The sequence below is a fragment of the Streptomyces sp. HSG2 genome (assembly GCF_016598575.1).
GTDB lineage: Bacteria > Actinomycetota > Actinomycetes > Streptomycetales > Streptomycetaceae > Streptomyces.
On sequence record NZ_CP066801.1, the window covers coordinates 4,327,285 to 4,341,281 of the forward strand.

Annotated in this window: 10 protein-coding genes and 1 riboswitch; of the genes, 1 reads left to right on the forward strand and 9 read right to left on the reverse strand. The window is 74.2% G+C overall.

Annotation, left to right across the window (positions count from 1 at the left end; all coding sequences use genetic code 11):
• Nucleotides 1–77: 77 nt before the first annotated feature.
• From cobI to JEK78_RS18755, 9 genes are all read right to left on the reverse strand, one after another.
• Nucleotides 78–809 (reverse strand): precorrin-2 C(20)-methyltransferase, encoded by a 732-nt coding sequence (gene cobI, locus JEK78_RS18715; RefSeq protein ID WP_200261203.1) that lies wholly within the window; start codon nt 807–809, stop codon nt 78–80.
• A complete protein-coding gene (locus JEK78_RS18720) occupies nt 806–2,185 on the reverse strand; it encodes a cobyrinate a,c-diamide synthase (protein WP_200261205.1) in 1,380 nt (459 codons plus the stop codon). The genes cobI and JEK78_RS18720 overlap by 4 nt, the downstream gene beginning before the upstream one ends.
• A complete protein-coding gene (gene cobO, locus JEK78_RS18725; RefSeq protein WP_200261207.1) occupies nt 2,179–2,778 on the reverse strand; it encodes a cob(I)yrinic acid a,c-diamide adenosyltransferase in 600 nt (199 codons plus the stop codon). Before cobO ends, JEK78_RS18720 begins: the two co-directional genes overlap by 7 nt.
• The gene (locus JEK78_RS18730) at nt 2,778–4,892 is read right to left on the reverse strand and encodes a putative cobaltochelatase (protein WP_200261209.1); all 2,115 of its coding nucleotides are present in this window, start codon (nt 4,890–4,892) and stop codon (nt 2,778–2,780) included. Before JEK78_RS18730 ends, cobO begins: the two co-directional genes overlap by 1 nt.
• Nucleotides 4,889–8,587 carry a cobaltochelatase subunit CobN gene (gene cobN, locus JEK78_RS18735; protein WP_200261211.1) on the reverse strand — a complete coding sequence of 1,233 codons (3,699 nt, stop codon included), beginning with the start codon at nt 8,585–8,587 and terminating at the stop codon, nt 4,889–4,891. The genes JEK78_RS18730 and cobN overlap by 4 nt, the downstream gene beginning before the upstream one ends.
• Nucleotides 8,584–10,131 carry a cobyric acid synthase gene (locus JEK78_RS18740; protein ID WP_200261213.1) on the reverse strand — a complete coding sequence of 516 codons (1,548 nt, stop codon included), beginning with the start codon at nt 10,129–10,131 and terminating at the stop codon, nt 8,584–8,586. The genes cobN and JEK78_RS18740 overlap by 4 nt, the downstream gene beginning before the upstream one ends.
• Nucleotides 10,128–11,087 carry a cobalamin biosynthesis protein gene (locus JEK78_RS18745; RefSeq protein WP_200261215.1) on the reverse strand — a complete coding sequence of 320 codons (960 nt, stop codon included), beginning with the start codon at nt 11,085–11,087 and terminating at the stop codon, nt 10,128–10,130. Before JEK78_RS18745 ends, JEK78_RS18740 begins: the two co-directional genes overlap by 4 nt.
• A gap of 120 nt (nt 11,088–11,207) precedes the next feature.
• Nucleotides 11,208–11,279, reverse strand: a riboswitch (cobalamin riboswitch).
• Between the two features lie 186 nt (nt 11,280–11,465).
• On the reverse strand, nt 11,466–11,687 hold the full coding sequence (locus tag JEK78_RS18750; RefSeq protein WP_200261217.1) for a hypothetical protein: 222 nt from the start codon (nt 11,685–11,687) through the stop codon (nt 11,466–11,468).
• 14 nt (nt 11,688–11,701) lie between these two features.
• Nucleotides 11,702–12,946: an inorganic phosphate transporter gene (locus tag JEK78_RS18755; protein WP_200261219.1), complete on the reverse strand. Its 1,245-nt coding sequence runs from the start codon at nt 12,944–12,946 to the stop codon at nt 11,702–11,704.
• A gap of 341 nt (nt 12,947–13,287) precedes the next feature.
• On the opposite strand from JEK78_RS18755, the gene JEK78_RS18760 reads away from it, so the two are divergent.
• Nucleotides 13,288–13,929, forward strand: coding sequence for a class II aldolase/adducin family protein (locus tag JEK78_RS18760; RefSeq protein ID WP_346251297.1), 642 nt, complete (start codon nt 13,288–13,290; stop codon nt 13,927–13,929).
• Nucleotides 13,930–13,997 lie beyond the last annotated feature (68 nt).

A 13,997-nucleotide genomic window follows, 5' to 3' on the forward strand; every position in this document is an offset into this window, starting at 1 on the left:
GTCCGGGGCGGGGGAGGGGCGTGCCCCCTCCCGGGAAGGGTCGACCGCCCCCGGACGCTCGCGGGGCTCCGAAGGGGTCACAGCTTGCCGCCCCTTCCGCCGCCCCGGGGGGCGGGGGCGATGAGCGTCGACAGGTACGGCAGCTCCGTGTCGCCGATCTCGGCCGCCGGGTGGATCGACTCCTCGGGGAGACCGAGAGCGGAACCCCAGACGGCTCCCTCCACACGTCCGGTCGCCCGCAGCGCCTCGGCCACCTCGGCCGCCTGCCTGCCGAACTTGTAGGCGACGACCGTGCCCGGCCCTTCCAGCGCCCGCCTGAGCACCTCGGTACCGGCGGTCACGGGCACCAGGGTCAACGGTTCGGTGCCCTCGGTCAGCACCGCGCCGGAGCGCGCCGCCAGATCCTGCATGGCGGTCACCCCGGGGACCGTCTCGACGCGGGTGCCGGGCAACGAGCGGACGACGGTCTGCGCCAGGTAGGTGAACGTCGAGTACACGTTGGGGTCGCCGATGGTGGCGAAGGCGACGGTGCCCCGCGACCGCAGCAGGTCCGCCACCCGCGTGCCCGCCGCGTCCCAGGCGGCCTCCCGGCGGGCCCGGTCGGTGCGCTCGTTCAGCGCGAACACCACCCGTAGGACCTTCTCCTCGGGGACGTAGTGCCGCACGGTCGCCTCGGCACGTCCTCGTTCGCCGGAGTCCATCACGGGCACCACGACGACTCGGGCCGCGCGCAGCGCCTCGACCCCCTTCACCGTCACCAGCTCCGGGTCCCCGGGTCCCACACCGACCCCGACCAGCACGTTGCTCACGACGCTCGGCACCTCTCCACGAACCGACGGGCGACACCGGGATCGGCGGCCCAATGGGTGTGCAGATAGCTCGCGTGCACACCGCGCTGTACGAAGCCCTCCACGCGCCGATCCGGCCCCCCGATCCCCCACGCGGGAGCGGGCCCCGCGCCGGGTTCCACGACGGTCCTGTGGAACTCGTGCGCGCGCGCTCGGGTCCCGGCGCGCGCCAGGCAGCTGTCGCCGACGGCGACGGCGTCCCGGTAGCCGAGGGCGAGCCGTTCCGACATCCGGGCCCGGGCGTCGAGAACCCCGCACATCGGCCGGCCGTCCAACTCGCGACAGAGGTACAGCAGCCCCGCGCACTCGGCGGCGACGGCCCCGCCGTTCCGGGCGAACTCCCGGACCGCCCCCCGCAGCGGCTCGTTCGCCGACAGGTCGCCGGCGTACACCTCGGGAAACCCCCCGCCGATCACCAGGCCGGACGTGCCCGCCGGCAACGCCTCGTCGCGCAGCGGGTCGAAGGCGACGACCTCGGCCCCGGCGGCGGCGAGGAGTTCGGTGTGCTCGGCGTAGGAGAAGGTGAAGGCGGGACCCCGCGCGACGGCGACCCGAACCCGCGACCCGGATCCCCCCGGCGTCGCGGTGCCGGCGCCTGCCTCCGAGGCCGCGTCCCACGCCGTCCCGGGCAGGGGGCCCGCGCCCCGCGCCAACGCCAGCAGCGCCTCCAGGTCGCATCCGGACGACACGGCGTGCGCCATCGCCGCCACGGCGTCGACGGCCTCGGGGCGTCGCTCCGCGACGGGAACCAGCCCGAGGTGCCGCGAGGGTGTCGCCACCCGGGCGGTCCGCCGCAGGACGCCCAGGACGGGTACGCCCACGGACTCCACGGCCTCCCGCGTCAGCGCCTCGTGCCGGTCCGACCCCACCTTGTTCAGGATCACCCCGCCGATCCGCGCCTTCGGGTCCCAGGACACGAAGCCGTGCACCAGCGCCGCCGCCGACCGGGCCTGCGCCGAGGCGTCCACCACCAACACCACCGGTGCCCGCAGCAGCGCGGCGACCTGGGCGGTGGAGCCCAGCTCCCCGTGCCCCGCCGCACCGTCGAACAGGCCCATGACCCCCTCGACCACGGCCACGTCGCAGCCACCGGCGCCGTGCAGGAACAACGGGGCGACCAGGTCCGGCCCGCACAGGAACGGGTCGAGGTTGCGCCCCGTCCGCCCGGTGGCCAGCGCGTGGTAGCCCGGGTCGATGTAGTCCGGGCCGACCTTGTGCGGGGACACCGACAGGCCCCGCCCGGCGAGGGCGGCCATCAGGCCGGTGGCGACGGTGGTCTTGCCGCAGCCCGACGAGGGCGCGGCGACGACCAGCCGCGGAGGCGAGGACGTCACCACTCGATACCCCGCTGGCCCTTCTGCCCCGCGTCCATCGGGTGCCGGACCTTGGACATGTCGGTGACCAGGTCCGCGAAGTCGACGAGTCGGTCGGGCGCGTTCCGTCCGGTGATCACCACATGCTGGGTGCCGGGCCGGTTCCGCAGGACGGAGATCACCTCGTCGGTGTCGACCCACCCCCAGTGCATGGGGTACGCGAACTCGTCGAGCACGTACAGCCGGTACGTCTCGGCGGCGAGATCCCGCTTGACCTGCTCCCAGCCCTCCCGGGCCTTCTCCTCGTTGTCGGTCTGCGCGTCCCGCTGGACCCAGGACCAGCCTTCGCCCATCTTGTGCCAGGCGACGCCGCCCCCCTCGCCGCTGTCGCCGAGGACCCGAAGGGCCCGCTCCTCGCCCACCCGCCACTTGGCGGACTTGACGAACTGGAAGACCCCGATCGGCCAACCCTGATTCCAGGCGCGCAGCGCCAGCCCGAAGGCGGCGGTCGACTTCCCCTTGCCCATCCCGGTGTGCACCACCACCAGCGGACGGTTGCGCCGTTGGCGCGTGGTCAGACCGTCGTCCGGGACCGAGCCCGGCTGTCCCTGGGGCACTAGGCCACCCTCCTCGACTCGTCGCCGCGTACGTCGCGGACCAGACCGGCGATCGACTCCGCCCTCAGTTCCTCCAGCGTCACGGCCGGGCCGCCCAGGTGGTCGGCGAGCGTTCCCGCCAGCCCCAGGCGCACCGGGCCCGCCTCGCAGTCGACGACGACCGAGGCGACACCCTCCGCCGCGAACCGGCGCGCGGCGAGCGCCGCCGCGCCCGTCGGCCCGGCACCGGCCCGGCCCGAAGCCCCGTCGGCGGCCCCCCGCGTAGCCGGCCCCCCGTGGGTGGCCCGCCCGTCCGTCACGACCACCAACAACGCCCGCCGCGACGGGTCGCGCAACCGCTCCACGCGCAGCACGTCGTGGGCCCTGAGCAGGCCCGCCGCCAAGGGCGTCCGCCCTCCCGTGGGCAGGGTTGCCAGCCGCGCCGCGGCGGCGTCCACCGAGGACGTCGGCGGCAACGCGACCTCCGCCGTCGAGCCGCGGAACGTCACCAGCCCCACCTTGTCGCGTCGCTGGTACGCGTCGAGCAGGAGGGACAGCACGGCCCCCTTGACCGCGCCCATGCGCTGCCGGGCGGCCATCGACCCGGAGGCGTCCACCACGAACAGCACGAGGTTGGACTCGTGCCCTTCGAGGACCGCCTGGCGGAGATCGTCGCGGCGCACCAGCAGCCCCGGGCCCTTCCGGCCCCGCGCCCGCTGGTGGGGCGCCGCCGCCCGCACCGTCGCCGCCAGGTGCAGCCGGGTCAGGGCTCCCCGGGGACGGCGCGCCCCGGTCGTCCGGCCGCGTTCGGTGCGGGCCCTCGACCGTCGACCCGAGGACCCCGCGCCGACACCGGGCACCCTCAGCACCCGTGCCCGGAACGGTTCCGAGGCCTGCGCGGCGGGCCGTTCACCCGCCCCCGCGGGCCTGGCCTCGCCGGTGCCGCCCGGCTCGGCCGAGGGCGCCGCCTCCCCGGTGTCCGAATCCGCGGCGTCGGCACCCGAGCCGTCGCCCCCGCCCGGAGCGGGTGGACGGCCGCCGCCCCCGCCGGGCCCGTCCGGATCGGGCTCGTCGTCGCCGTCTCCCTCGTCGCCCTCCGTCTCGCGGCGCTCGCCCCCGTCCCCGTCCCCGAACTCGCGCAGTGTCTCGTCGAGGCGGTCCTCGTCCAACCCCGGGGCGTCGAAGGGGTTGCGCCGCCGACGGTGGGGCAGCGCCAACAGCGCCGCCCGCCGCACGTCCTCGGCGAGCACCCGGTCGCGTCCCGCCCACGCCGCCAGGGCGGTGGCGGTGCGCGCCATCACGATGTCCGCGCGCATGCCGTCCACTTCGAACGCCGCGCAGGTCGCGGCGATCTGCCGCAGCGCGCCGTCGCCGAGGCCCACCCGGGGCAGGAGCTCCCTGGCCGCGCCGATCCGGCCCCGCACCGCCTCCTCCTCCGAGGCCCACCGGGCGGCGAACCCGTCCGGGTCGGCGTCGTAGGCGAGTCGCCGCCGCACCACCTCCACTCGCTCGTCCGGCTCACGGGAGGCCGTCACCTCGACGGTCAGCCCGAAGCGGTCCAGGAGCTGGGGCCGAAGCTCCCCCTCCTCCGGGTTCATGGTCCCCACGAGCAGGAACCGGGCGGCGTGTCGGACCGACACACCTTCGCGCTCCACGTACGAGGCGCCCATCGCGGCGGCGTCCAGGAGCAGGTCGACCAGGTGGTCGTGGAGCAGGTTGACCTCGTCGACGTACAGGATGCCGCGGTGCGCGTCGGCCAACAGCCCCGGCTCGAAGGCCTTGACGCCCTCGGCCAGCGCCCGCTCGATGTCCAGGGCGCCGACCAGGCGGTCCTCGGAGGCGCCCACCGGGAGCTCGACCATGCGGGCGGCCCGATCGGCGACCGGGCCCGCCTCGTGCGGACCGTCCGGGCACCGCGGCTCCGGCGCCTCGGGGTCGCAGGAGAAGCGACAGCCGGGCACCACCGACACCCCCGGCAGCAGCGCCGACAGCGCGCGCACCGCCGTCGACTTGGCGGTGCCCTTCTCTCCGCGCACCAACACCCCGCCGACCGCCGGGGACACGGCGTTCAACACCAGCGCCAGACGCAGGTCGTCCTGCCCCACGAGGGCCGTGAACGGATAGGGAACGGTCACTGGTCGTCGCCCTCCAGATCGCCTTCGAGCTCCAGATAGGTGGCGCGGAGCCGATCCAGCGTCTCCGCGTCCGGCTCGGCCCACAGACCCCGGTCCGCGGCCTCCAACAGCCGCTCCGTGATCCCGCGTAGAGCCCAGGGGTTGGACGCCTTCATGAAGTCCCGGTTCTCCGGGGCGAAGACGTACTCGGCGCTGAGCCTCTCGTACATCCAGTCGTCGACGACGCCGGCCGTCGCGTCGTAGCCGAAGAGGTAGTCCACCGTCGCCGCCATCTCGAAGGCACCCTTGTAGCCGTGCCGGCGCATGGCGCCCATCCACCGGGGGTTGACCACCCGCGCGCGGAAGACCCGGTGGGTCTCCTCCCCGAGCGTGCGGGTCCGCACCTGGTCAGGGGTGGCCGAGTCGCCGACGTAGGCCTCCGGCGAGGCGCCCGTGAGGTGCCGGACCATGGCGACCATGCCGCCGTGGTACTGGAAGTAGTCGTCGGCGTCGGCGATGTCGTGCTCGCGGGTGTCGACGTTCTTCGCGGCCACCGCGATCCGCCGGAAGGCCGTCTCCATGTCCCCCCGCGCCGCGCGCCCGTCGAGCCCCCGACCGTAGGCGTAGCCCCCCCACACCGCGTACACCTCGGCCAGGTCGGCGTCGCTGCGCCAGTTCCGGGCGTCGATCAACGGCAGCAGCCCCGCCCCGTAGGCGCCCGGCTTGGAGCCGAAGACCCGGGCCGTGGCGCGCCGGCGGTCGCCGTGGGCGGCGGTGTCCTCCTCCACGTGCGCCCGGACGAAGTTCGTCTCTACGGGCTCATCCAACTCGGCCACGGCCCGGACCGCGTCGTCGATCAACGCCACCACGTGAGGGAAGGCGTCCCGGAAGAAGCCGGAGATCCGGACCGTCACGTCGACCCGCGGCCGGCCCAGCTCCTCCGGGGCGACGATCTCGAAACCCGTCACCCGTCGGGAGGCGTCGTCCCACACGGGACGGCATCCCAGCAGCGCCAGGATCTCGGCGATGTCGTCGCCCTGGGTGCGCATCGCGGAGGTGCCCCAGACCGTCAGGCCCACGGAGCGCGGGTAGGAGCCGTTGTCCCGGAGATACCGTTCCACCAGCGAGTCCGCCAACGCCTGGCCCACCTCCCAGCTCAGCCGGGAGGGGATCGCCTTGGGATCCACCGAGTAGAAGTTGCGTCCGGTCGGCAGCACGTTGACCAGACCGCGCGTCGGCGACCCCGAGGGCCCGGCGGGGACGTAGCCGCCCTCCAGGGCCCGCAGGATATTCCCGATCTCGTCCGTGGTGCGCTCCAGCCTCGGCACCACCTCCCGGCACGCGAACTCCAACACCGCGACGGCGGCGGGAAGCTCGACGCCCAGCACCTCACGGACGAGGGCGGGCACCGTCGCGGCGTCCCACCCGCGTTCCTCCATCCCCTCCGCCATCCGCCGGCACAGCGTCTCCAGCAGATCGACGACGTCCGAGGCGGTCCGCGACGGCCCGGCCACCAGATCGCCGAGGCCGGCCGCCGGACGCGCGGGCGCGCCCGGCTCGGCCAGCAGCTCCTTCTCCACCAGACCGAAGTGCGCCGCCAGCGCCGCCCGCAGACCGGGCAGGGCGTCTGCGCGCCCGCCCCACACCTGCGATGCGCGCAGGACCGCCAGCACCAGGTTGACCCGGGGCGCGCCGACCGGGCCGCCGCCCAGCACATGGAGGCCGTCGCGGATCTGCACGTCCTTGATCTCGCAGAGGTAGCCGTCGATGTGCATCACGAACTCGTCGAAGGCATCGTCGTCGGGCTGCTCGTCGACGTGGAGATCGTGGTGGAGTTCGGCGGCCTTGACCAGGGTCCAGATCTGCGCGCGGACCGCCGGTGCCTTGGCCGGGTCCAGGTCTCCGACGAGGGCGTACTCGTCGAGGAGCTGCTCCAGCTTGGCCAGGTCCCCGTAGGTGTCGGCGCGGGCCATCGGCGGTACCAGGTGGTCGACGACCGTGGCGTGACCGCGGCGCTTGGCCTGGGTGCCCTCCCCGGGATCGTTGACGATGAACGGGTAGACCAGAGGCAGGTCTCCCAGGACGGCGTCCGGGGCGCACCCGGCGCTCAGCCCCAACCCCTTGCCCGGCAGCCACTCCATCGTGCCGTGCTTGCCCATGTGCACGACGGCGTCGACGCCGAAGCCGTCTTCCAGCCAACGGTATGCGGCCATGTAGTGATGGGAGGGCGGCATGTCGGGGTCGTGGTAGATGGCGATGGGGTTCTCGCCGAAGCCACGCGGCGGCTGGATCATCACCACGACGTTCCCGAACCGCAGGGCGGCGAGCACGATGTCGTCGCCGTCCACGTAGAGGGAGCCGGGAGGTTCGCCCCAGGCCCGCACCATGGACTCCCGCAGGTCGGGGTCGAGCCGGTCGAACCAGGCCGTGTAGTCGGCGAGCGGCACCCGGGCGGGCGCGGCGGCCAACTGCGCCTCCGTCAGCCACTCCAGGTCGTGGCCACCGGCCTCGATCAGTCGGTGGATCAGCTCGTCACCGCCGGCCGGGTAGTCGGAGAGCGTGTAGCCGGCCTCGCGCAGCGCGTCCAGGACCCGGACCGCGGATGCCGGCGTGTCCAGCCCCACGGCGTTGCCGACCCGGGAGTGCTTGGTCGGATACGCCGTGAAGACCAGCGCGAGCCTCTTGTCGACGTTCGGCTTGTGCCGCAGGGCGGCGTGCCGCACGGCGATCCCGGCGACACGGGAGGCGCGTTCGGGGTCGGCGACGTAGACCGGGACGTCGTCCGGTCCCGGCTCCTTGAAGGAGAAGGGAACCGTGACCAGCCGTCCGTCGAACTCCGGGATCGCGACCTGCATCGCCGCGTCCATCGGGGACAGCGCGGCGTCGGACTCCCGCCAGGCGGCGCGGGACGAGGTCAGGCACAGTCCCTGGAGCACCGGGACGTCCAGGTCGGCCAACGCCCCGACGTCCCACGCCTCCTCGTCGTCCGGCGTGTCCCGCGCGGCGGCGCCGCTCACCACCGGGTCCCGGCCGCCCGCCGAGGCCGACGCGGCGTGGGCACCGCCCGCCGCGAGCACCGTCGCGACCAACGCGTCGGCCCGCCCCAGGATCTCGTACAGCCCCGGCTCCGCCCCCCGCAGCGAACCGCAGAAGACGGGAAGGGCGTTGGCCCCGCGTGCCTCGATCGCGTCGCACAAGGTGTCGACGAACGCGGTGTTGCCGCTCAGTTCGTGCGCGCGGTAGAAGAGCACCCCGACCGTCGGGCGCCCCGGGCGCGAGGCGCGGGAGCCGTGCACGCCGTACTCCGGCATCGAGCGGGGCGCCGCGAAGCCCTCGCCGGTCAGCAGTACGGTGTCGGACAGGAACCGGGCGAGCTGGGCCAGGTTGCCCGGGCCGCCCTCGACCAGGTACCGCAGGGCCTCCGCGACGACACCGGCCGGCACCGACGACTCGGCCATCAGCTCGGCGTCCGGCACCGACTCGCCGCCGAGCAGCACCGTGGGGACGCCCGCCGCCCGCAGGGCGGCCAGACCGTCCTCCCAGGCGCGTCGCCCGCCCAGCAGCCGGACCACGGCGACGTCGGCCCCGGCCACCAGCCGCGGCAGCTCCTCGCGGACGTCCACGCGGGTCGGGTTGGCGATCCGGTACCCGGCGCCGGAGGCGCGAGCGGCCAACAGGTCGGTGTCGGCGGTGGACAACAACAACACAGTGCTCATGCGGGTGCTCCCGGTGGAATGAAGGGCAGTCCTTCGGGCGCGCCGGACTCGACGAGTCGCCACAGCGCGTCCGTGTCCGCGTGCTGTTCGATCAGATCGCCGAGTCGGTCGAGCTGCCGCTCGCGCAGTACGGCGAAGGAGGTGTCCGGCGACGGCACGAAGCGGCGGCCCGTCGCGGCGGCCACCTCTCGCAGGAAGGCCCGGCGGAAGCCGTCGGACTCCAGGGCGCCGTGCCAGTGGGTTCCCCAGGTCCACCCGACCCGGCAGCCGTCCAGCGGCCGTCCCCGCTCGTCGGCGAGGAAGCCCTCGCCGCCGGTGACCTCGGCGACGCCATGGTGGATCTCGTAGCCCTCGACGGCCTCCCCGAGGGCCCTGCCGGCCGGGCGCGCCAGGGTCTTCTCGGCCGCGAACCGCACGCGCACGGGCAGCACGCCGAGTCCGTCGACGACACCCCTGCGGCTCTCGACCTCGTCCTCGACGCGTTCGGCGAGGATTTGGTACCCGCCACAGATCCCCAGCACCGGTCGGCCGTCGGCCACCCTGCGGAGCAGGGCCTCGGCCAGACCGCGCTCCCGGAGCCAGTCGAGCGCCCCGACGGTTCCCCGCGTTCCCGGCAGAACCACCAGGTCGGCGTCGGCCAGCTCCTCGGGCCGGTCCACGAACCGGACCAGGACACCGGGTTCGGCGGCGAGGGCGTCGACGTCCGTGAAATTGGACATCAACGGGACGGCGCAGACGGCGACCCGCAGCACGTCCTCCCCGAGCGGGGCGGCGACCGCCGACTCGCGGACCGCGCCGCGCGGCGAGACTCGCAGTCCGTCCTCCTCGTCGATGCCCAGCCCGCGGCGGTGGGGCAGCACCCCGTAGGTCGGTCGCCCGGTCAGACCGAGGAGCATGTCCGTGCCCGGACGCAGCAGGGAGGCGTCACCTCGGAACTTGTTGATCACGAAACCGGCCACGAGCGCCTGGTCCTGCGGCGACAGCAGGGCGAGCGTGCCGTGGAAGGCCGCGAACACCCCGCCCCGGTCGATGTCGCCCACGACCACCACCGGGAGCCCGGCCCCCCGGGCGACCGCCATGTTCACGATGTCGGTACGGCGCAGGTTGATCTCCGCCGGGCTCCCGGCGCCTTCGCAGATCACCGCGTCGTGGGTGCTTCGCAACTCGGTCAGGCAGCCCAGGACCGTGTCGAGCAGTCTCCGCCGGCTCCCGCCGTGATAGTCGCGCGCGCTCATCTCGCCGATCGGTCTGCCCAGCAGCACGACCTGGCTTCGACTCTCCCCGCCGGGCTTGAGGAGCACCGGGTTCATCAGCGCCGTGGGTTCCACCCGGCAGGCCTGCGCCTGCATCGCCTGGGCGCGCCCGATCTCGGCGCCCTCGCGGGTCACGAAGGAGTTGAGCGACATGTTCTGCGCCTTGAACGGCGCGACCTTGACGCCCTGACGCGCCAGCCAGCGGCAGATGCCCGCCGTGACGACGCTCTTGCCGGCGTCGGACGTGGTGCCGGCGACCAGCAGTCCGCCGCCGCTCCCGCGTGCCCTCACGACCTCGCCCCTCTCGCGCCCGCGCGGACGGCCATCCGTCGGGCGACCACGCACACGGCCAAGGCCGTCAATCCCACGCGCCGGGACAGGCGCACCGCCCGGTCGATGTCCGCGATCCGGACCGCGCGCCCCGCCGACCCGTTGAGCACGGGCCGGTGCTCCACTCGTCCGGCGTAGGACAGCGTGCCTCCCAGCCGCAGCCCGAGGGCTCCGGCGAAGGCCGCCTCCACGGGGCCCGCGTTGGGGCTGGGGTGGAGCGCCGCGTCCGCGTGCCAGGCCCGGGCCGCGCCTTCGGGGTCGTCGCCGGCCACGACGGCCAGGGCGGCCGTGAGTCGCGCCCCCGGGTAGCCCGCCAGGTCGTCCAGACGGGCGGCGGCCCAACCGAAGCGCCGGTATCGAGGCGACCGGTGGCCGACCATGGCGTCGAGGGTGTTGACGGCCCGGAAACCGAGCAGCCCGGGTACGCCGAGCGTCGCCCCCCACACCAGGGCGCCGACCACCGCGTCGGAGGTGTTCTCGGCGACGGACTCGACGACCGCACGGGCGATTCCCTCGGCGTCCAGGGCCCGGGGGTCCCGTCCGCACAGGCGCGGAAGGAGTTCCCGGGCCTGTGCGAGGTCTCCCTCGTCCAGAGCCCGGCCAACCGCCCGTGCTTCCCGCCCCAGCGAGGTCCCGCCGACGACGGACCAGGTGGCGGCGGCGGTCAGGGCGACGGACAGGGGGGTGGAAGTACGTCCGGCTCGCGCGAGTGCCGTGCCGAGCGCCGCGACCCCACCGACGCACACGGCGACGTGCGCGACCCCGGCCCCGCGGTGGTCGCGCCAGAGCGCGCGCTCCACACGCCCGGCGGCCCGGCCGAACAGGGCGACCGGGTGGCCGCGGCGTGGGTCGCCGAAGAGGCGGTCGCAGAGCAGGCCGGTGGCGGCGCCGTACGCGAAGACGCGTTCGGCTCCCACGGGTTCAGCCGATGGGAGGGAGGTGGGGGGTGGTGCTGGGGGGGCCGGATGGGCAGCCGCGCATGGCGTTGTGTCCTCACTCAGGGTGTCCACGCCCTGGATCGACGAGACCGGCGGCGAGAGTTCCTGGCTCCCGGGGACACACCCCGGTCACAGTGGCGGGACCGCGCCGGATTCGCACCGGCTTCCTCTCCTGCCGCCGTACTGGCCCGGGAAGTCCACCACGGGCCGCGAACGGTCGTCAACCCGCCGTTGACCTGCGGCGGGGGAGTGTGCGAAGCCCCACATCCGGGGCGCGCGAACGCCGAAGGGGTGCGGGACGTGGTGGTGTGTCCCGCACCCGGTCGCTCCGTGTCCGGTCGAACGACCGGCCGGTGGTCAGGCGACGATCAGGTAGATCCCGTAGGCCACCGCGCCCGCGCACGCGGCGAAGCAGGCGTAGGCGCCGGCGAGGGACAGGGCCGTGCCTGCCCCCTGGGTGGTGGCGCGTTCGCGCCGCGCCAGGCCGGCGATGCCGAGGGTGAAGAGGCCCACCAGGGCCACCGTGGCCACCAGGCTGACTCCGAAGACGGAGCCGAGGGCCGCCCAGTCGATCTTCATGCTGCTCTCCTGCGCTAGCGGACGGCGGTGGCCGAGGCGCTCTCGACCTCGGGTGAGGCGGTCGGGCTCGGGATGGTGACCCCGTGGTCGCCGGCGACGGTGGGCGGCGGGACGACGGCGGCCATGGCGTTGGTCACCACGTCCGGCTCGACGGCGGTGTGCTCGTTGACATTCGTGTGGTCGACCACCTCGCGGCGGGAGATCCGCCAGATCGCGGCGCTGGAGACGACCAGGAAGCCCGCGACGAGGGCGGTGCCCCAGGATCCGAACCCGGTGATCCACTCGGCGAGCGCGGCGACCAGCGCCGCCGCCGGCAGCGTCAGCCCCCACGCCACGAACATGCGGGTCGCGGTGGACCATCGCACGACGCCGCCCTTGCGGCCCAGGCCCGCGCCCATCACGGCGCCGGAGACCGAGTGGGTGGTGGAGAGGGAGAAACCGAGGTGGGAGGAGGCCAGGATGACCGTCGCCGCGCTGGTCTGCGCGGTGAATCCCTGCTGCGGTTGGAGGTCGGTGAGGCCCCTGCCCATCGTCCGGATGATGCGCCAGCCGCCCAGGTAGGTACCGAGGGCGATGGCGATGCCGGCGGAGAGGATGACCCACAGGGGCGGGTCGGAGTCGGGGGCCAGGGTGCCGCCAGCGACCAGGGCCAGCGTGATGATGCCCATCGTCTTCTGCGCGTCGTTCGTCCCGTGCGCCAGGGAGACCAGCCCGGCGGAGGCGATCTGGCCGGCGCGGTAGCCCTTCTCGGAGGCGCGGGTCTCGGCGGATCGGCGGCCCAGGCGGTAGATGAGCCGCGTGCCGATCAGAGCGGCGACACCGGCGACGAGCGGCGCGGCCAGGGCCGGGATGAGGACCTTGGTGACGAGCACGTCGCCGTGGACGGCTCCGACACCGGCCGAGGCGACCGTGGCACCGATCAGGCCGCCCATCAGGGCGTGGGAGGAACTGGAGGGGAGCCCGACCAACCAGGTGAGCAGGTTCCACAGGATCGCGCCGACCAGGGCGGCGAAGATGACCTCGGGTCGGATGCCGGCCTCGTCGACGAGGCCCTTGGAGATGGTGTTGGCGACCTCGACCGAGAGGAAGGCGCCGACGAGGTTCAACACGGCGGACATGGCGACGGCGACCTTGGGCCTGAGGGCGCCCGTGGAAATGGTCGTGGCCATCGCGTTGGCGGTGTCGTGGAAACCGTTCGTGAAATCGAACGCGAGTGCGGTTATCACCACTATCGCGAGGATCAGCGAGAAGCTTTCCATTTACCCAGGCAATCGTTCGAGGTCGTTGGCCGGATGAACGTAGGTAACCTGGGTGAACGGAAGGTGAACTGATGGGGGTTTCGCGGTGTCCTGCGGCGGGGTTCCGGCCACCGCTCGCGTCGCGCCCGGGGCGGCACCCCCTCCCGGCCCCTCCGACCCCCCGGAATTCCGGGGTCGCCGCCGTCGGCCACCCCCGATCCCCGGCCATTCGGGGAACCCCGGGAGACGCTCGTCACCCCTCGCGCGCCGCCCCGCTTCGGCGTACGGTCGCGTCGGCGGGGCGCGCGGGTCGCCCCCGAGGAGGCGCGGTGGGCGGGCGAACGAGCATACGGCGCGCGCGGGTGGATGAGGCCCGCGCCCGGGAGGCGGTCGTGGCGACCGCCCGGCGCACCGTCGCCGACGGTCTCGTCGTCGGCACCTCGGGCAACGTCTCGGCGAGAGTGGGGGACACGATCCTCGTCACCCCGTCCGGGGTGCCCTACGACACCCTCGACGCCGAGGACGTCACCGGCGTGGACCTCGACGGCCGCCAGGTGCTCGGCACCCTCGCCCCGACCAGCGAGCTGCCGACGCACCTCGCCGTGTACCGGGGGACCGACGCGCGGGCCGTGGTGCACACCCACGCCGTGCACGCCACGGCGGTCTCCACCCTCGTCGCCGAGTTGCCGCCCGTCCACTACATGGCGGCGACGCTCGGCGGGCCCGTCCGGGTCGCCCCGTACGCCACCTACGGTACGGAGGAACTGGCCGACCACGTGCTCCGCGCGCTGGCCGACCGCTCCGCGTGCCTCATGCGCAACCACGGGACGCTGACCCACGGCGCCGACCTGGAACAGGCGTTTCACCGCACCGCGCAACTGGAGTGGATGTGCCGGGTGTGGTTGGCGGCTTCCTCGGTGCCCGGGTCGGCCCCGTCCCTGCTGACCCCGGGCCAGTTGTCGCAGGCCGCCGAACGACTGCGCGGCTACGGCCCGGACGCCTGAGCCCGCCTTGTAACCCGGCGGACCGAGGAGCCGCTCACCGGGAAAGTCCGGCCGGCCGGCGTGGTCCC